The 18,682-nt window shown below is 72.7% G+C and carries 16 protein-coding genes and 1 tRNA gene; 12 read left to right on the top strand and 5 right to left on the bottom strand.

The genetic code is table 11. The features are described from left to right. The first annotated feature begins 48 nt into the window (after positions 1-48). The 7 genes from gnd to C892_RS0120940 all read left to right on the top strand — a co-directional run bounded on the left by gnd (position 49) and on the right by C892_RS0120940 (position 8,931). On the top strand, positions 49-954 hold the full coding sequence (gnd, locus tag C892_RS0120970) for a phosphogluconate dehydrogenase (NAD(+)-dependent, decarboxylating) (protein ID WP_017558791.1): 906 nt from the start codon (positions 49-51) through the stop codon (positions 952-954). A gap of 74 nt (positions 955-1,028) precedes the next feature. Continuing rightward, positions 1,029-2,159, top strand: coding sequence for a DNA replication/repair protein RecF (recF, locus tag C892_RS0120965; RefSeq protein WP_017539617.1), 1,131 nt, complete (start codon positions 1,029-1,031; stop codon positions 2,157-2,159). Beyond that, a complete protein-coding gene (locus C892_RS0120960) occupies positions 2,152-2,631 on the top strand; it encodes a DciA family protein (RefSeq protein ID WP_017558790.1) in 480 nt (159 codons plus the stop codon). The genes recF and C892_RS0120960 overlap by 8 nt, the downstream gene beginning before the upstream one ends. 381 nt (positions 2,632-3,012) lie before the next feature. Then, the gene (gene gyrB / locus C892_RS0120955) at positions 3,013-4,950 is read left to right on the top strand and encodes a DNA topoisomerase (ATP-hydrolyzing) subunit B (RefSeq protein ID WP_083934436.1); all 1,938 of its coding nucleotides are present in this window, start codon (positions 3,013-3,015) and stop codon (positions 4,948-4,950) included. Positions 4,951-5,008: 58 nt separating this feature from the next. Then, positions 5,009-7,591 (top strand): DNA gyrase subunit A, encoded by a 2,583-nt coding sequence (gyrA, locus tag C892_RS0120950; RefSeq protein ID WP_017539620.1) that lies wholly within the window; start codon positions 5,009-5,011, stop codon positions 7,589-7,591. Between the two features lie 139 nt (positions 7,592-7,730). Further along, positions 7,731-8,675 carry a DUF3566 domain-containing protein gene (locus C892_RS0120945; RefSeq protein ID WP_017539621.1) on the top strand — a complete coding sequence of 315 codons (945 nt, stop codon included), beginning with the start codon at positions 7,731-7,733 and terminating at the stop codon, positions 8,673-8,675. A gap of 179 nt (positions 8,676-8,854) precedes the next feature. Beyond that, positions 8,855-8,931: transfer RNA gene (locus tag C892_RS0120940), tRNA-Ile, on the top strand. 118 nt (positions 8,932-9,049) lie between these two features. Here C892_RS0120940 and C892_RS0120935 read toward each other — a convergent pair. Next, positions 9,050-9,664, bottom strand: a complete 615-nt coding sequence (locus C892_RS0120935) for a hypothetical protein (protein ID WP_152513444.1) — start codon at positions 9,662-9,664, stop codon at positions 9,050-9,052. Positions 9,665-9,738: 74 nt separating this feature from the next. Beyond that, complete coding sequence (locus C892_RS31880; RefSeq protein ID WP_193374798.1) at positions 9,739-9,912, bottom strand: hypothetical protein; 174 nt, start codon at positions 9,910-9,912, stop codon at positions 9,739-9,741. Positions 9,913-10,124: 212 nt separating this feature from the next. Here C892_RS31880 and C892_RS0120925 point away from each other — a divergent pair, with 212 nt between their 5' ends. The 3 genes from C892_RS0120925 to C892_RS0120915 all read left to right on the top strand — a co-directional run bounded on the left by C892_RS0120925 (position 10,125) and on the right by C892_RS0120915 (position 12,956). Next, positions 10,125-11,522, top strand: coding sequence for an alpha/beta hydrolase domain-containing protein (locus C892_RS0120925; RefSeq protein WP_017558786.1), 1,398 nt, complete (start codon positions 10,125-10,127; stop codon positions 11,520-11,522). Between the two features lie 245 nt (positions 11,523-11,767). Further along, positions 11,768-12,277 (top strand): GNAT family N-acetyltransferase, encoded by a 510-nt coding sequence (locus C892_RS0120920; RefSeq protein ID WP_026124527.1) that lies wholly within the window; start codon positions 11,768-11,770, stop codon positions 12,275-12,277. 283 nt (positions 12,278-12,560) lie between these two features. Continuing rightward, positions 12,561-12,956: a hypothetical protein gene (locus C892_RS0120915; RefSeq protein WP_017558784.1), complete on the top strand. Its 396-nt coding sequence runs from the start codon at positions 12,561-12,563 to the stop codon at positions 12,954-12,956. Between the two features lie 19 nt (positions 12,957-12,975). Here the strand turns inward: C892_RS0120915 and C892_RS0120910 are convergent, their stop codons facing one another. After that, entirely contained in the window at positions 12,976-13,638 is a 663-nt protein-coding gene (locus C892_RS0120910) for a response regulator transcription factor (RefSeq protein WP_193374797.1), read from the bottom strand. Beyond that, positions 13,635-14,885, bottom strand: coding sequence for a sensor histidine kinase (locus tag C892_RS0120905; RefSeq protein WP_017558782.1), 1,251 nt, complete (start codon positions 14,883-14,885; stop codon positions 13,635-13,637). The genes C892_RS0120910 and C892_RS0120905 overlap by 4 nt, the downstream gene beginning before the upstream one ends. A 111-nt stretch (positions 14,886-14,996) precedes the next feature. Between C892_RS0120905 and C892_RS0120900 the strand changes: the two genes are divergently transcribed. Beyond that, complete coding sequence (locus C892_RS0120900) at positions 14,997-15,761, top strand: ABC transporter ATP-binding protein (RefSeq protein ID WP_017558781.1); 765 nt, start codon at positions 14,997-14,999, stop codon at positions 15,759-15,761. Further along, on the top strand, positions 15,758-18,175 hold the full coding sequence (locus C892_RS0120895) for an ABC transporter permease (RefSeq protein ID WP_017558780.1): 2,418 nt from the start codon (positions 15,758-15,760) through the stop codon (positions 18,173-18,175). Before C892_RS0120900 ends, C892_RS0120895 begins: the two co-directional genes overlap by 4 nt. Here C892_RS0120895 and C892_RS0120890 read toward each other — a convergent pair. Then, the gene (locus C892_RS0120890; RefSeq protein WP_017539636.1) at positions 18,165-18,617 is read right to left on the bottom strand and encodes an HIT family protein; all 453 of its coding nucleotides are present in this window, start codon (positions 18,615-18,617) and stop codon (positions 18,165-18,167) included. The two genes, C892_RS0120895 and C892_RS0120890, sit on opposite strands and share 11 nt — an antisense overlap. Positions 18,618-18,682 lie beyond the last annotated feature (65 nt).

Raw genomic sequence — 18,682 nt, 5'->3', positions numbered from 1 at the left:
CAGCCCCGGCGACGGCCGGGGACGAACAGGGTCCTAGGGGGAGTCACGATGAAGCTGGGCATGGTCGGCCTGGGCAAGATGGGCGGCAACATGGCCGCGCGGCTGCGGGACAAGGGCCACGAGGTGGTCGGGTTCGACTTCGACCCCGCCGTGAGCGACGTGGGCGGCCTCGCCGAGCTGGTCGAGCGCCTGGAGGCCCCCCGCACGGTGTGGCTGATGGTCCCCGCGGGCGAGGCCACCGACGGCGCCGTCGAGGAGCTGGGCGGCCTGCTGGACGAGGGCGACCTGGTCATCGACGGCGGCAACTCGCACTACGTCAAGGACCGTGAGCACGCCGACGTCCTCAAGGCCAAGGGCGTGCACTACCTCGACACCGGGGTCAGCGGCGGCGTCTGGGGCCGGGAGAACGGCTACGGCATCATGGTCGGCGGGGCGCCCGAGGACGTCGCGCGGGTGCGGACGGTCTTCGACGCGCTCACCCCGGACGAGGGCGGCGGCTTCGTGCACGCCGGCGGCGTCGGCGCCGGGCACTTCGTCAAGATGGTGCACAACGGGATCGAGTACGGCATGATGCAGGCCTTCGCCGAGGGCTTCGAGCTCATGCAGGCCTCCGACATCGTCGACGACGTCCCGGGCACCTTCGACAGCTGGCGCGAGGGGACCGTGGTCCGCTCCTGGCTGCTCGACCTGCTGGTGCGGGCGCTGGAGGAGGACCCGGAGCTGGAGGGGCTGCGCGGATACGCGCAGGACTCCGGCGAGGGGCGCTGGACCGTCCAGGCCGCCGTGGACCACGCGGTCCCGGCCCCGGCCATCACCGCGGCCCTCTACGCGCGCTTCGCCTCCCGGCAGGAGGACAGCCCCGCGATGAAGGTGATCGCCGCCCTGCGCAACCAGTTCGGCGGGCACGCCGTGGCCACGGCCACCGACGACCCGGCGCGCACCCCGCGCAGCTGAGCCGCGCCGTTTCACGTGAAACCCGGGAACGCCGGGGGCGCCGGCCCCCGGTGCTCGTAGGAGGGAGAGGCCGGATGTACGTCTCGCACCTGCAACTGGCCGATTTCCGCTCCTATGAGTCCGCCCTCCTGGAGCTGGAGCCGGGCGTCAGCACCTTCGTCGGCCCCAACGGGCAGGGCAAGACCAACCTGGTCGAGGCGATCGGGTACGTGGCCACGCTGGGCAGCCACCGCGTCTCGGCCGACGCCCCGCTGGTGCGCCGCGGCGCCGAGCGGGCCGTGGTCCGCTGCGCGGTGGTCGCCGGTGAGCGGCGGGCGGTGGTCGAGCTGGAGATCAACCCCGGCAAGGCCAACCGGGCCCGGCTCAACCGCTCCCCCGCCACCCGCCCCCGCGAGGTGCTGGGCGTGCTGCGCACCGTGCTCTTCGCCCCCGAGGACCTGGCCCTGGTCAAGGGCGACCCCGGGGACCGCCGGCGGTTCCTGGACGAGCTGCTGGTCTCCCGGGCCCCGCGCTTCGCCGCGGTCCGCTCGGACTACGAGCGGGTCCTCAAGCAGCGCAACGCCCTGCTGAAGTCGGCCTCGGCCCGCTACCTCAAGCGCCAGGAGGTCGACCTGTCGACCCTGGACGTGTGGGACGAGCACCTGGTCACCGCCGGCGCCGAACTGCTCGCCGGGCGCCTGGCGCTCACCGCCGAGCTGCAGCCGCTGGTGGCCAAGGCCTATGCCGAGCTGGCCGGGTCGGACGGAGCCCCGGCGCTGCGCTACCGCTCCTCGGCCGACCCGGACGCCCCCGACCTGGCCGCCGACCGCGACCACCTGGCCGCGGTGCTGCGCGCCGCCCTGGCCGACGCGCGCCACCAGGAGCTGCAGCGCGGGGTCAGTCTGGTCGGCCCGCACCGCGACGACCTGGTGCTGGCCCTGGACGACATGCCCGCCAAGGGCTACGCCTCCCAGGGCGAGTCGTGGTCCTTCGCGCTGGCGCTCCGGCTCAGCGCCTATGAGCTGCTGCGCGCCGACGGCGAGGACCCGGTGCTCATCCTCGACGACGTCTTCTCCGAGCTGGACGCCGCCCGGCGGCGCCGGCTGGCCGAGCACGTGGCCCACTGCGAGCAGGTCCTGGTCAGCGCCGCCGTCCCCGAGGACATCCCCGAGGAGCTGCGCGGGGCGCGGTTCCGCGTGCGCGAGGGGGAGGTCGAGCGTGACTGACGACGAGGGCGCGAGCGCCGCCCCCTCCCCCAGCGGCATCGACCTGGCCCGCCAGGCGCTGGCCCAGGCCCGCGCCGCCGCACGGGAGCGGGGCGCCTCCCCCGGCCCGCGGCCGCAGCAGCGGCGCCGGGGCCGCGTGCGGTCGCGCCGCGACCCCCAGCCCTTCGGCGAGGCCGTGCGGGCATGGCTGGCCGAGCGCGGGTACGCCGAGCAGGTGGCGGTCGGCGGGGTGTTCGGCCGCTGGAGCGAGATCGTCGGCGAGTTCAACGCCCAGCACCTGCGCCCCGTCTCCTACGAGGGGGGCGAGCTGGTGGTGGCCGCCGAGTCGGCCACCATGGCCGCGCACGCGCGCGCCATGGCCCGGGACCTGATCCGCCGCCTCAACGAGGAGCTCGGCCAGGGCACGGTGCACACGATCAAGGTGAACGGCCCGGGCCGGGGGCGCGGCGCCGGGCGGCTGCGCGCACGGTGACCGGCCGGTAGTCGCCGGGTGACCGGCCGGGGGCCGGGCGGCGACCCCGCCAAGAGTCCTGAACCGCTCCCGGATTCGTCGGCACGGGGGGACGCGTGTAGGGAGTCGGGTCCCATTCCGTTCGCGCGTTGTGGGGCGCCACAGCGTCTCTGATGCCACTTTCCTGCGGTGCGCGCGGTATCATGGAGACGGTTCTTCGGACGCTTTCGCCGGTACGGCTCACCCCAGACGAGGGTGGCGGGATCAAGGGGTGGTGAGCGGGGTCCGGCGGTGGTGCGGCGTGCGTGCCCTCCTCCCGGAGCCGCCCGTCCCCGCTGATCCCCCTCGCGCGCGGGGGCGGACCGACCGCAATGGCGTCCCCCAGCAGGAGGGTGTTCCCACTTGGCCTACGATGCTCGATCGATCACGGTTCTGGAAGGGCTCGAGGCGGTACGCAAGCGCCCCGGCATGTACATCGGCTCCACCGGTGAGCGGGGTCTGCACCACCTGGTCTACGAGGTGGTGGACAACTCGGTCGACGAGGCGCTGGCCGGCCACGCCGATGCCATCGAGGTGACCCTGATGGCCGACGGCGGCGTCCGCGTCGCCGACAACGGGCGCGGCATCCCCGTCGACCTCCACCCGGTGGAGAAGCGGCCGGCGCTGGAGCTGGTGCTGTCCACGCTGCACGCGGGCGGCAAGTTCGACGGCAAGTCCTACGCGGTCTCCGGCGGCCTGCACGGCGTGGGCGTCTCCGTGGTCAACGCGCTGTCCAGCCGGCTGGAAGCCGAGGTCCGCCGGGACGGCCACGTGTGGCGCCAGCACTACGAGGTGACCCGGCCCACCGCGGACGTGGCCAAGGGCGAGGAGACCGCCGAGACCGGCACCCAGATCACCTTCTGGGCCGACCCGACGATCTTCGAGACCACCACCTACAGCTTCGAGACGCTGGCCCGCCGCATGCAGGAGATGGCCTTCCTCAACAAGGGGCTGTCCATCACCCTGCGGGACGAGCGGCCGGAGTTCCTCGCCGACGGCCCGGTCGTGCAGACCTTCCACTACGAGGACGGCCTGGTCGACTTCGTCCGGCACATCAACGCCAAGAAGGAGCCGTCGCACGCCTCCATCATCGACTTCGAGGAGGACGGCGAGGGCATCTCGGTCGAGATCGCCATGCAGTGGAACCAGTCCTACACCTCCTCGGTGCACACCTTCGCCAACACCATCAACACGGCGGAGGGCGGCACCCACGAGGAGGGCTTCCGCACGGCGCTCACCTCGGTGGTCAACCGCTACGCGCGCGACCAGAAGCTGCTGCGGGAGAAGGACGACAACCTCACCGGCGACGACATCCGCGAGGGCCTGACCGCGATCATCTCGGTCAAGCTGGCGGACCCCCAGTTCGAGGGCCAGACCAAGACCAAGCTGGGCAACACCGAGGCCAAGTCCTTCGTGCAGCGGGTCACCCACGAGCACGTGCGCGACTGGTTCGAGCGCAACCCGGGTGAGGCCAAGGACATCGTCTCCAAGGCCAGCCAGGCGGCGCGCGCCCGCATCGCGGCCCGCCAGGCGCGGGACCTGACCCGGCGCAAGACGCTGCTGGAGTCCACCTCGCTGCCCGGCAAGCTGTCGGACTGCCAGTCCACCGAGCCGGAGAAGTCCGAGGTCTACATCGTCGAGGGCGACTCGGCCGGCGGTTCGGCCAAGGGCGGCCGCGACCCCCTGTACCAGGCGATCCTGCCGATCCGCGGCAAGATCCTGAACGTGGAGAAGGCGCGGATCGACCGGATCCTGAAGAACAACGAGGTCCAGGCGATCATCACCGCCCTGGGCACCGGGATCCACGACGACTTCGACATCGACAAGCTCCGGTACCACAAGATCATCCTGATGGCCGACGCCGACGTCGACGGCCAGCACATCCGGACGCTGCTGCTCACCCTGCTCTTCCGGTTCATGAAGCCGCTGATCGAGGCCGGCCACGTCTACCTGGCCATGCCCCCGCTCTACAAGGTCAAGTGGGACACCCGCGGCAACGACGTGAACTACGTCTTCAGCGACCGCGAGCGGGACGAGGTCATCGCCCGCGGGGTCGCCCAGGGCAAGAAGGACCCGCGCCCGCGCGACCTGGTGCAGCGCTTCAAGGGTCTGGGCGAGATGAACGCCAACGAGCTGTGGGAGACCACCATGGACCCGGCCAGCCGCCTGCTGCTGCAGGTCACGCTGGACGACGCGGCCCAGGCCGACGAGATGTTCAGCGTGCTGATGGGCGAGGACGTGGAGTCGCGCCGCTCGTTCATCCAGCGCAACGCCCGCGACGTCCGGTTCCTGGACATCTGACCGGGGCGCTCCCCCACAGGCAGGCCCGACAAGTCTCAGCAGAAAGGTTCGACATCCCGTGACGGATGCGAATACCCCGCAGGAACCGGAGCCCGACGAGACCGGCGGCGTCGCCCAGCGGGTCGAGCCCGTGGACATCCAGGTCGAGATGCAGCGCAGCTACCTCGACTACGCGATGTCGGTGATCGTCGGCCGCGCCCTGCCCGACGTGCGCGACGGCCTGAAGCCGGTGCACCAGCGGGTCCTCTACGCCATGTACGACGGCGGCTACCGCCCCGACCGCGGCTACTTCAAGTGCGCCCGCGTCGTCGGCGACGTGATGGGCAACTACCACCCGCACGGCGACAGCGCCATCTACGACACCCTGGTCCGGCTGGCCCAGCCCTGGTCGATGCGGATGCCGCTGGTCGACGGCAACGGCAACTTCGGCTCGCCGGGCAACGACCCGGCGGCGGCCATGCGCTACACCGAGTGCAAGCTCGCCCCGCTGGCCATGGAGATGCTGCGGGACATCGAGAAGGACACCGTCGACTTCCGCCCCAACTACGACGGCCGCTCCTCCGAGCCCGAGGTCCTGCCCGCCCGCTTCCCCAACCTGCTGGTCAACGGCTCGGCCGGGATCGCGGTCGGGATGGCCACCAACATCCCGCCGCACAACCTGCGCGAGGTGGCCGACGGCGTCAACTGGTACCTGGACCACCCCGAGACCGACGACGAGGAGCTGCTCGAGGCCCTCATCGCGCGGATCAAGGGCCCGGACTTCCCCACCAGCGGGCAGATCGTGGGCCGCCGCGGCATCGAGGAGGCCTACCGCACCGGCCGCGGCTCGATCACCATGCGCGCGGTGGTGGAGATCGACGAGGACTCCCGTGGCCGCCAGGTGCTCGTCGTCACCGAGCTGCCCTACCAGGTCAACCCGGACAACCTGGCGCTGAAGATCGCCGAGCTGGTCAAGGACGGCCGGGTCAGCGGGATCGCCGACGTCAAGGACGAGACCTCCGGGCGCACCGGCCAGCGGCTGGTGATCGTGCTCAAGCGGGACGCGGTCGCCAAGGTGGTGCTGAACAACCTGTTCAAGCACACCCAGCTGCAGGAGACCTTCGGCGCCAACATGCTGGCGCTGGTCGACGGGGTGCCCCGCACCCTGCGCCTGGACCAGCTCATCCGGCACTGGGTGGCGCACCAGATCGAGGTCGTGGTCCGCCGCACCAAGTTCCTGCTGCGCAAGGCCGAGGAGCGGGCGCACATCCTGCGCGCGCTGCTGCGGGCGATCGACCGGATCGACGACGTGATCGCGCTCATCCGCTCCAGCGCCTCGGCCGACGAGGCCAAGTCGGGCCTGATGGAGCTGCTGGAGATCGACGACGTGCAGGCGCGCGCGATCCTCGACATGCAGCTGCGCAAGCTGGCGGCCCTGGAACGGCAGCAGCTCACCGCCGAGTACGACGAGCTGATGGCGCAGATCGAGGACTACAACGCCATCCTGGCCTCGCCGGAGCGCCAGCGCTCCATCATCCGCGACGAGCTCACCGAGGTCGTGGAGAAGTACGGCGACGACCGCAAGACGCACATCGTCCCCTTCGAGGGCGACATGCGCATGGAGGACTTCATCGCCGAGGAGGACGTCGCGGTCACCATCACCCGCGGCGGCTACGCCAAGCGCACCCGGCTGGACGGCTACCGGGCGCAGAAGCGCGGCGGCAAGGGCGTGCGGGGGGCGCAGCTCAAGCAGGACGACATCGTCCAGCACTTCTTCGTCACCTCCACCCACCACTGGATCCTGTTCTTCACCAACAAGGGCCGGGTGTACCGGGCGAAGGCCTACGAGCTGCCGGAGGCCGCGCGCGACGCCCGCGGCCAGCACGTGGCCAACATGATGGAGTTCCAGCCCGACGAGGAGATCGCGCAGGTCATGGCGTTGCGCGGGTACGACGTCGCGCCGTACCTGGTGCTGGCCACCCGCGACGGGCTGGTCAAGAAGTCCCGTCTGGAGGACTTCGACTCGGCGCGCTCGGCCGGCATCATCGCGATCAACCTGCGCGAGGGCGACGAGCTGATCGCCGCCCGGCTCGTCTTCCCCACCGACGACCTGCTGCTGATCAGCAGCGACGCGCAGGCGATCCGGTTCTCGGCCACCGACGAGTCCCTGCGCCCGATGGGGCGGGCGACCAGCGGCGTGATCGGGATGCGGTTCACCGAGGACGCGCACCTGCTGAGCATGGACGTCATCCGGCAGAGCGACGGCCCCATCGACGTCCTGGTGGCCACCGAGGGCGGGTACGCCAAGCGCACGCCGTCCGACCAGTACCCGGTGCAGAACCGGGGAGGCAAGGGCGTGCTCACCGCCAAGGTGGTCGAGCAGCGCGGCGGGCTGGTCGGCGCGGTGATGGTCCACCCGGAGGAGGACGAGGTCTTCGCGATCACCTCGGTCGGCGGGGTGATCCGCACCCGCAGTGCGGAGATCAAGCAGTCGGGGCGCGCCACCATGGGCGTGCGCCTGGTCAACCTCGACAAGGGCAGCCACGTGGTGGCGGTGGCCCGCAACGCCGAGGCCGACGCGGAGGCCCCGGACGACGCCGAGGGCGCCGGGGAGGCCGAGGACGGCGACACCGGGACGGGCGGGGAGAACCCCGACTCCTGAGGCTCGCGTAAGGTTCGAAGAGAGCCCCGGGTTCGCCCGGAGAGAAGCGAGAGGGACCGGCCGCGGCCCCAGCGGCCGGTCCCCCATCCCTCGGCCCGAATTCCACCTGTCTCATGGAAAGTCCAGCGGTAACGTGGCTATGTCGGACAAGACGTCGGACCAGACGAAGGACGGCTCGGACGACGTGACGTCGCCCGAGGCGAAGACGGAACCCGGCGCCGAGGCGCCCGGGGAGGAGTCGGCGGAATCGGCCGAGCCGACCGCGTCCGCGACGGCCCCGGAGAAGTCGGAGGACTCGGAGAAGCCGGAGAAGGAGGAGTCCTCCGCGGGCTCGGGCGCATCAGGCGGCTCGGGCAGGCCCAAGGGGGCGGCGAAGGGCACGGCGAAGAAGACCGCGAAGAAGCCCTACGCGCCCGCCGGAGGCTCGACCGGTGCCTCCACCGCCAAGGGGTCCGCCAAAGGGTCCGCCAAGGATTCCGGATCCGGCAAGGGCTCGGGGACGGGCTCGGGCGGAGAGCCGGGTAAGGAGTCCGGTAAGGGCGCCACCGGCGAGTCGGACGAGGGTTCCGGCAAGAGCTCGGCCAAGGGCTCTGGCAAGGACTCCGCCACGGGGGCGGCGCCCAGGTTCGAGGCGCGAGAGGGGACGGCCATGGCGGCACCGGCATCGGGGGGCGACGGCGGCAAATCGCCGGTCGCGGCGGCGAAGACGGCCCGCAAGGCCCACCTGAGCGTCAGCAGGGTCGAGCCGTGGTCGGTGATGAAGTTCAGCTTCGTCATCTCGCTGGTGTGCTTCATCATCCTGTTCGTCGCGGTGGCGGTGATCTACGCGATCCTGTCCGGCCTGGGGGTGTTCCAGGCCCTGGCGGACATGCTCACCGCCCTGACCGAGGGCGGCGAGGGCGAGGAGGTCCCGATCGACCCGGCCGGCTGGTTCTCCCCGGCCCGGGTGCTGGGCTACACCGGCCTGATCGGGGCGCTGAACATCATCCTGATCACCGCGCTGTCCACGGTCGGGGCGATGCTCTACAACCTGGCCGCGGACCTGGTCGGCGGCATCGACGTCACCCTGACCGAGTCCGAGTGACCCCGGCCCCGACCCCGGCCGTCGGCCGCCGGACCGCCCCCGAGACGGTCCGGCCCACCCCGCAGAGCCGGTAGACTACGGGGGAACGGGACCTCGCCAGAGGCCCCGCTCCCCCGCACTGCCAGGCCCGACCGGTTCGCCGGAAGGTCCAGGATGCGGTAGAGTTCCACCCGGAACGCGGGCGTATAGCTCAGTCGGTTAGAGCGCATCCCTGATAAGGATGAGGCCCCAGGTTCAAGTCCTGGTACGCCCACCAGCGAAAAGGTCCCCACACGGGGGCCTTTTTTCATGCCCGTGCGCCGCGCAGTGAATCGACAGATGGTCGTGCGGCCGTGTCGACTCGACCGGCGGTTCGACCGACCGCCTCCGACCCGCTATGCGAAGAGGTCGGGGCGCACCGCGCGGAGCGCTCGTGCGACCTTCGACCGCCGGTGGTTGCCCGGCGTGATGTCCACGCGGACCCACGGCGGTGATCCCCGGACCGACGCCCAGGTCGGCACCGTGATGTCGCGGCCCCCGGTGTCCACGTCCAGCGTGACCATCTTGACCTTCCTGCGGTCGTTGCGCCGGCCGGTGACGACCTCGCGTTCGGCGACCGAACCGACCGCCTCCCACGGGATCCGCACGGTCCGCCCCGCGAACCACAGGCCGGGGTCCTGGATCAGCGCGACGCCGATGCCGTCGGCCGCCACCCCTTGCCGGGTGAACACCCGCGGCGCCGCCCACACCGTCCAGACCGCGACCGCCACCGACCCCACGAGGAACACGACGCCGCCGGTGATCTCGCTCGCGCCGATATACGGCTTGCCCAGCTCTGTGGCCATCCGGACGGTGATGGCCACGGCCAAGGCCACCGAGCCGACCATCGCCGCGATCCAGGCGGGGATCCAGCGCCAGCGCAGGTTCACCCACTGGGCCTCGACGGAGTCACCGGGCAGAGGACCGCCGGGATCGTACAGGCCACCGGGTGCGGGGTTACGGAAGGACACGAACGCAGTCAATCATGAGCCCCGAGGAGGCAGGTAGGGGCGGAAGACGAACCCCGGTGTGCGGCCGACGGTCTCTACGAGCACCGGACGGCCGTGGCGTCCCACCAGCGGCGTTCGTCACCGAGTCCGCCGAGCTCGACGATGACCACGTCGATGAGGCAGGCGCGAGTGGAGTCGCCGTCCTCCAGGGCGTGTTCGGCGCGGAACGCCGCCTCCTCGGCGGCCGTCATTCGGATGCTTACCTGCATCCTGACCTCATTGGACTCCATCCCGTCCTCCTAGCCGCTACGGTTGCGGTCGCTCGAAGCGGATCACCCTCGAGAGCCTGAGCGTGCCGCGCGAAGTCGACATGGGCATTCGCCGATATCTCCCCATCTCTACAGCGCGGTTCCCCCGGCCGGGGGAACCGGTGGATTCCCGGGTCGCCGGGGCGGGGCGCAGGGCCGAAGGAAACGACGCTATGCGGTTCGTCCGCACACGCCTGCCCGCAATCGTGCCGGCGGCCCTTCTCGTGGCCGCGCTGGGACCGCCCCTCCCGGCCGCGGCCGACGCCCCTCTTCCGGTGCCCGTCCCCGAGGTCGACGGTCCGCTGCCCGGCTCCCCACCGGGCGATCCGGTCTCGGACGACATCGCCGAGACCTACCCCTTCTTCTCGACCACCGAGGATCTGGAGCGGTACGGCTACGTCGAGGAGGAGTACCTCCTCAGCGGCGAGGCGAGCCTGTTCGACGGCGGCCGGGCCGTCTCGGAGCACCCCTATCGGACGCGCGTGGTGGTGCGGCGCCCCGCCGACGGCGCGGGGAGCGGAACCGCCCTGATGGAGTGGCAGAACGTCACCGCCGGGTACGACCTGGACGCCCTGTGGGGGCCGAGCGCCGAGCACATCATGCGCTCCGGCCACACCTGGGTCGGGGTGTCGGCGCAGCACGTGGGGGTCTCCCACCTCACCGGGTGGAGCCCGGCGCGGTACGGGGACCTCGACGTCACCGACGGCGGCGAGGTCGGCGACGACCAGCTCTCCTACGACGTCTTCTCCCAGGCCGCCCAAGGGCTCAAGGCGGGCCTGCTGACCGGTGGACAGGGCCCCGACCGGGTGCTGGCCATCGGGGCCTCCCAGTCGGCCGGGCGGATGACCGACTACTACGAGCGGGTGCTGCCCGCCATCGAACCGGTCATCGACGGCTACGGGTTCATGGTGGGCACCGCACCGGAGACCGAGCGCAGCGAGCCGGTGTTCCAGGTGCTCTCCGAGACCGATGTCCTCCTGGCCGGGGGCGACGGCGGTGACGGCGGCGACCGGGTGAACTTCCGGAGCTGGCAGGTCGCCGGCACCGCGCACTCGCCCTGGCACGGCCACCGCGCGCGTGAGGAGGCCGGTGACCGGGACCTGGGCGGGGTGCCGCAGTACGACTGCGCGTCGCCGCCCTACAGCAGGATCCCGCTGTACCAGGTCATGAACGCCGCCTACGAGCACCTGGACTCCTGGGCCGTCGGCGGTTCGCCCCCTCCGGAGGCCGATCCGATCGAGCGCACCTCCTCGGGACGGGTGGCGCGCGACGAGGACGGTATGGCGCTCGGAGGGATCCGCACCTCCCAGGTGGACGTGCCCACCGCGGTGAGTACGGGGGTGAACGCGCCGGCCGACGGCGACCCCGGCGGCGACGACGCGTTCTGCGTGCTCTTCGGCTCCCACGAGCCGTTCTCCGAGGAGGAGCTGGACGACCGCTACCGGACCCACGCCGGCTACGTCGCCCGGGTCGTCCGGACCGAGAGAGGGCTGGTGCGCGACGGGTTCGTGCTCCCGGTGGACTCGTTCCAGAACCGGTGGGACGCGGTGAGGTCCGACGTGGGCAGGTGAAGCCGCGGAAGCCCTGACGTGCGGGAGTGGGCCGCCCGACCGCGGCCGGGCGGCCCACTCCCGGGGTTTCGGACCGGCGATAAGTCGACATGTGGACTCGGAGACCAGGCGATCAAACGACGCGGCGCCCCTCGGATAGGCTGGCGGACGTTCGTACCGGACCGGGCAGCGCCCGTGTCTCCCTCGCGTCCCGCGCCGCGGCCTGAACCGCCGTGAACACGGCCCTGAAGGGGGTCACTTCCACCATGTCCCGGTCATGGAGCACACGCGCTGAGACCGCCGCCGACATCGGCGCCGTCCGCGCGATCAACCTGGCCGCGTTCGAGACCGCCCAGGAGGCCGACCTCGTCGAGGCCCTGCGGCGCGACCCGTCCTGGATCGACGGGCTGTCCTGGCTCGCCGTCGACGAGCACGGCACCCCGGTGGGGCACGCCCTGCTGACCCGCTGCCACATCGGCGACTCCCCGGCCCTGTGCCTGGCCCCGTGCGCGGTGCTGCCCGAGTACCAGCGCACCGGCGCCGGGTCGGCGGCGGTCCGCGCCGCCCTGGCGGAGGCCCGGCGCCGGGGCGAGCGCTTCGTCACCGTCCTGGGCCACCCCGCCTACTACCCGAGGTTCGGGTTCACCCGCGCCTCCGGACACGGCATCGGCCTGGACATCGAGGTGCCCGACGAGGCGCTGATGGCGATGTCCCTGGACGAATCCCGCCCTCTGCCGGGTGGCACCATCCGCTACGCGGCACCGTTCGGAATCTGACCGCCTGAGCCGGGGCGGCATGTCCACAGGTCGACACGTCCCCATGGGGACAGATCGCCCCGGGCTGACCGCCCCCGCCATGTCGTGGCCGTCAGGAGGCGGACACGTGCGGGTGGTTCGATGGACGCCAAGGCCGGGGACTGGGGGAGCCGGCTTCGCCTTCTGTGCGTCATAGGGGCGCCATGTGCCGATCGCCGCGCCGGTCCCTGGTGACCGGTGGTCACGTTTCGAGGGTGCGTCCCGTGGGCCCGGTATGGACCGAGTCCGGTGGAGCTGGAGGGCCATGCTGTTCATCGACCTCTTGGAACCGGAGCAGTGGAGAGTCGCGGCGATCTCTGCCGCCTTGCTGTGCACGGCCTCGTTCTATTTCTGCGTCCGACGCCTCCTGCCGGTGCTGATCTGGGTGGTCTTCCCTGTCTTCCTGCTGAGCTTCCCCCTTGCGGGGCTGCCGTCGCGGCATTTCACGGTGAACGAGACCTTCTACGCCTTCACCTTCCTGTTCACGTCGTTCGCGGTCGTACTGGCCGGGCTCAGGCCGGACATGCGCAGGGATCAGGAAAAGCACGCGGTCGGCGAAACGTACGCGATCCCTAAGTGGAAGGGCTACGTCACCGGTGCGGTGGTGACCGTCGCGGGGATCATCGTCTGCTTTCCCGCGGACGCGGTCACCGGCGGCTGAGGCCGCTCGCGCCCTGCCCTCAGCGGTCGAGGTAGGCCAGGACCGCCAGCACTCTGCGGTGTCCCTCCGTCCGGGGGTCCAGGTCCAGCTTGGTGAAGATCGAACCCACGTGCTTGCGCACCGTCGCATCGGACACCACCAGCAGGCGTGCGATGGCCGTGTTGGACTCCCCCCGGGCCATGAGCGCGAGGACCTCGCGCTCCCTGGGGGCCAACCGGTTGAGGGGACTCGACCGTGCCGCCATCATCACCTGGACCACCTCCCGGTCCAGGACCGTTCCGCCCGACGCGACCCGGGCAACCGCCTCGGCGAACTCCTCCACGTCGCCGATGCGCTCCTTGAGCAGGTAGCCGGCGCCCCCGTGGGCGTCGATCGCCAGCAGCTCCGCGGCGTAGGTCGGCTGCACGTACTGGCTGAGCACGATGATCCCCAGGCCGGGGCGCTCGCGCCGGATCCCGACCGCCGCGAGCAGCCCCTCGTCCGCGTACCCCGGCGGCATGCGCACGTCCGTGACCACGAGGTCCGGATCGTGCTCGCGGACCGCCTCCTCCAGGGCGCCGGCATCGCCGACCGCCGCGACCACCCGGTGCCCGAACCGTGCCAGGACCCCCGACACCCCCTCCCGGAGCAGCACCGAGTCGTCCGCGACCACGACGGTCAGAGCCGTCCCCGTCCCCGTCATTCCTCCGGGATCTCCAATCGCACGGTGGTCGGCCCGCCCTCGGGGCTGTCCACGGCCAGTTCCCCGCCCAGGACCGCCAGCCGGTGGCGCAGGCCGTTCAGCCCGCTGCCGTCCGGCTTCACGCCCCCGGGCCCGTCGTCGGTGACGGTCGCCCACAGCGTCCCCTCCCGCACGCCTCCCCGCACGCGCACCGAAGCGCCGGGAGCGTGCTTGGCGGCGTTCGCCAGGGCCTCGCACACCACGAAGTAGGCGGTGGACTCCACCGCGGCGGGCAGGCGCACGGGAAGGTCGAGGGAGACGTCCACCGGTGCCCCCGTGCGGGCCGCCACGTCCAGGAGGGCGGCCCGCAGCCCGCGTTCGGTGAGGACCCGGGGGTGGATGCCGCGCACCAGGTCGCGCAGTTCGCTCAGGGACGCCGTCACCTGCTCCTGGGCCCGTCCGACGGCCTCGGCCGCCGGGGAGCCGGGCGCCAGGTCCAGACGGGCCAGGCCGAGGGAGGCCTTCGCCGCGACCAGGCGCTGCTGGGCGCCGTCGTGCAGGTCGCGTTCGATGCGGCGGCGCTCCTCGTCGAAGGCCTCGGCCAGCGCCGCCCGCGACGCGGTGACGGCGCTCAGCTCCGCGGCCAGGCGCTCCTCCCGGGGCGAGAGCACCGCGCGGGCGATCTCGGAGCGCGCCGCCGCCCATGCCGCCACCAGGTAGAGCCCGACCAGCCAGAGCGACGCCCAGGCCACCACCGTGGGGATCCATTCGAACACCCTCAACTGCTCGGCGTCCCAGTAGGAGATCACCCCCGCCAAAGGGGCGCCGAGCGCCAGGACGAGCACCACCATGTCCAGCACGTAGAAGGCGCTGAAGGTGAGCACGGCATAGCCGACGTCGCGCCACAGCCGCGGGGAGAACGGCAGGGCCCGGACGCGGGCCCAGAGGCCTTCGGCGCCGGCGGGCTCCCGCTGGGGCGCCTCCGGGCGCGGGCCCACCAGCCCCTCGCACCACCGCCCCCACCGGACGACCAGGGGGGTGCTCCCGAAGGCCGCCGCCAGGAACAGCATCCCCAGGAGCGGCCCGACGAGGCGCCAGTGCCGGCCGGAGTCGGGCCAGTACACCGCCAGCGCCTGGGCTGTTCCGAACAGGAGCGTGCCCGCCACCGTCCCCGACAGCAGGTAGGCCAGGGCGCGCCACGGCCATGCGGACAGCAGGAAGCGGTGGGGTGCGTGCGTGATCGCCGCGCGCAGGGTTCGGATGGGCACGGAGACGACGATAGAGGGCCCCGGGGCGGTGGCGCGGTAGACCGGGGTCTACCTCTCGGTCTCCACCACGGGCGCCTGCGCGCGCCCCCTCCGGCCCGCTGTGCTGGGGGCATGAACGCACTACCGGACGCCACCCGCGACGCGATCCGCGTCGACGGGGTGGCCAAGTACCACACCGCCGGCGGCCACCGCGTCGTCGCCTTGGACGGTGCGTCGCTGACCGTGCGGGCGGGGACGTTCACGGCCGTCATGGGCCCGTCCGGCTCGGGGAAGTCGACCCTGCTGCACTGCGCCGCCGGCCTGGACCGGCCCGACGCCGGGCGCATCACCGTGGACGGGGTCGAGCTCGGGGCCCTCGGTGAACGGGAGCTCACCGAGTTCCGCAGGAGGCGGGTCGGCTTCGTCTTCCAGGACTACAACCTCGTCGACGCGCTGACCGCGGCCCAGAACACGCTGCTGCCCGCGCGTCTGGCGGGGGCGCGCGCGGGGCGCCGGCACGCTCTCGCGGCGTTGGAGGAGGTGGGGCTGCGCGACCGCGCCGACCACCGCCCCTCCCAGCTCTCCGGCGGTGAGCAGCAGCGGGTGGCGATCGCCCGGGCGGTGCTGGCCCGGCCCGCCGTCATCTGCGCGGACGAGCCCACCGGCGCCCTCGACCTCGCCCGGGGGCGCCGTGTGCTGGACCACCTGCGCGCGGTGGTGGACGCGCACGGCCGGACCGTTCTCGTGGTCACCCACGATCCCGCGGTGGCCGCGCGCGCCGACCGGGTCGTGTTCATGGCCGACGGCCGCATCGTCGGCGAGCTCGGCGCGGACGGCGACGGTGCGCCCACCGCGGAGGCCGTCGCGGTGCGCATGGCCGGGCTGGAGGCGGCATGATCGCGTTCGCCATGGTCCGCCGCCGCCTGCGCGCCGTCCTGGGCGGCTTCGTCGCGCTGACCCTCGGGGTCGCCCTCCTGGCGGCCTCCGCGATCGTCATCGCCTCCTCCCTGCCGACGGTGCCCCAGCGCTACGGGGGCGCCGACGCCCTGGCCGTCCCCGAGGCCGCCGGGACCAGGTCCGACGGCGCCACCGTCGCCCGAGAGGTCTGGAGCGCCTCGGAGGCCGACGCCCTGGCCGCCGCGGCCGCCGCCTCGGACGGTGTGGCGGCGGCGGTGGCCGAGCGCCGGTTCGACGCCAGGGTGATGGACGGGGAGAGGATCCTCGGTGAGGCCGTGGACGGGGCCCCGGTCGGGGCCGGCTGGTCCTCCTTCGCGCTGGGGAGCGCGCGCCTGCTCGAAGGCGAGGCGCCGTCGGGGACGGACCAGGTGGTCCTCCCCGCGTCCTACGGGCGGTCGGTAGGCGAGAGGGCGACCGTGCTGACGGCCGGCGACGAGTGGCCGATGACCGTGTCCGGCGTCACCGACGGCGGGGACGTCCTCGTCGCCGACGACCTCGCCGCCGCGTCCGCCACGGGCGTGTCCCTCATCGGCGCGGTCGCCGAGCCCGGCACCGGTTCAGCGGCGGTCGGCGAGCGCCTCCGGGACGCCCTGGACCCGGGGGCGGAGGTGTTCACCACGGCCGATCGGGACGCGATGGCCGCGGAGTTCGACGCCTCCGACAACTGGGTGGGACAGCAGCTCCTGGTCCTGGTCGGCGCCCTGGCGGTGTTCGTGTCGGTGTTCGTGGTCGGCACCACGTTCACCTTCCAGGTGGCGGTGCGGCGGCGGGAGATCGCCCTCCTGCGGGCGGTCGGCGCCACCCCGGGGCAGGTGCGCCGGATGCTGCTCGCAGAGGCGGCGCTCGTGGGGGCCGCGGCGTCGGCGGCGGGGGCGGTGCTCGGCGGTGCGGGTGCGTTCCTGTTCGGCGACTGGATGGTCGGCCGCGAGCTGCTCTCGGGCTCCTGGGAGGTGCGCTCGGTCGCCGTTCCCGTCGCGGTCGCCGTGGCCATCGGGGTGGCCACGGCCGTCGTCGGGGTCCTGGGCGCGTCGCGCCGGGCGGCGGGCGTGGCGCCGCTGGAGGCGCTGCGTCCGGGAGAGACGCGGTCGGAGAACCTGCCGCGGTGGCGTCTGTGGGCCGCGGCGGGGTTCGCGGCGGCGGGGGCCGCCATGGTGGCCGCGACCGCGCGGTCGGACGCGGAGGAGGCCATCGGCCTCGCACTGGGGTCGAGCCTTGCGCTGCTGGTGGCGTCGGCCGTTGCCTCCCCCGTGTACCTGCCGAGGATCCTCGGCCTGGTTCCAGGCCGCACCCCACTGGTGGAACTGCTGCGCGCCGAAGCGCGCGCGGGCGGGCGCCGACTGGCCGCGGCCATGATGCCGAGCCTGTTGATCTCCGCCTTGGCGGTGACCGTGCTCGGCCTGACCGACACCCTCGGTTCAGCGATCGACGAGCATTCCCGGGGCGAGATCCCCGGCGACGCCATGGTGGTGAGCGGGGACGCGGCGGGCCTGACCGACGGGGCCGTGGGCCTGGCCCGTGAACACGCCGAAGGAGAGGTCTTCAGCCAGCTCTCCACCGGCGTGTACGTGGACGGCCGCTGGGTGGAGTCTGTCGGGCTGCACCGGTACGCCCCTCAGGAGGGGACGGTACAGGCCTCGCCCGAGACCGCCGACCGGTTCGGCTGGCAGGAGGGCGACACCGTGGAACTGACCTGGGCGGACGGCACCGTGGGCCGGGTCCCGGTCACCGTCGCCCCCTTCCCGCCGGAGCTGGAGCTCTGGGCCGAGCTCGCGCTCCCCTACGACCTGGCGCGCGAGCACGATCCGGCCCCTTTCGTGAGCGCCGCGAGCTTCGACCCGGCGAAGGCCGAAACGCTCACCGGTGCGCTGGCGGTCCAGGGGGCGCACCTGGAGAGCACCGCACGGGCGATCGACGAGGGGATCGCGGGGGAGCTGCGCCTGATGCGCATGTTCACCTGGACCATCCTGGCGCTGTCGCTGGGGTACGCGGCGGTCTCCCTGGGGAACACCCTGTCCTTGGCCGCTTCGGCGCGCCGCCGTGACATGGCCCTGCTGCGGGTGGCCGGGGCGCACCGGTGGCAGGCGGCGGCGGTGCAGACGGCGGAGTCCGGCCTGGCGGCCGTGGTCGGCCTGGTCGTGGGGGCGCTGCTCTCCCTGCCCGGCCTGTTCGCGCTCACCGTGGGGCTGCGCGACGAGTTCGACCCCCGCAAGGGGCCGGCGGAGGTGTCGGTGCAGCTGCCCTGGGCGGAGTCGGGCGCGGTGACCGCCGCCTGTCTGGCGATCGGCCTCCTCGCGGCGCTGGTGCCCGCCGTCCGCTCCCTGCGCCGCACGCCCTCGTCCATGGTCACCGACTGAGGGCGGTACGGATCGCCTCGGCGGCGGCGTGCAGGTCGGCTTCGGGGAGCAGGGGGAAGTCCTCGCTGCCCTGCACGACCGCGCCGTTGTCCAGGACCCTCTCCGTGGTCGCTCCCTTGAGCATGGTGTCGTCGAAGGGGCCGTCGGCGGTCTGCGGGGCCAGGTGGACGTGCAGGTGGTCGAAGGAGCCGCCGAAGACGTACACGTACACCAGCTCGGCGCCGGCGGCCTCCTTGACGGCGCGGGTGCTCCGGGCCAGGACGGCACCGAAGGTCGCCGCCTCCCGCCCGTCGAGTTCGTGGACGTAGCGGATGTGGCGCTTGGGCTCGAGGAAGGAGAACCCGGGTGCCTCGCCGACGACGGCCGTGGTCAGCCGCCATTCCGCGTCCTCCCAGACCTGGACCCGCATCAGCTCCGGGTCCGCGTCGGCGCCGCGGCACATCAGGCACTCCGTCACGATCACCGTCCGGTCGACGTCATGTCGGCGCCGGAACCGGGCAGACCGCT

Origin of the sequence: Nocardiopsis baichengensis YIM 90130 (assembly GCF_000341205.1) — a bacterium.
In the GTDB taxonomy this organism is placed as follows: domain Bacteria; phylum Actinomycetota; class Actinomycetes; order Streptosporangiales; family Streptosporangiaceae; genus Nocardiopsis_A; species Nocardiopsis_A halophila.
This window is presented reverse-complemented; position numbering and strand designations above follow the sequence as displayed.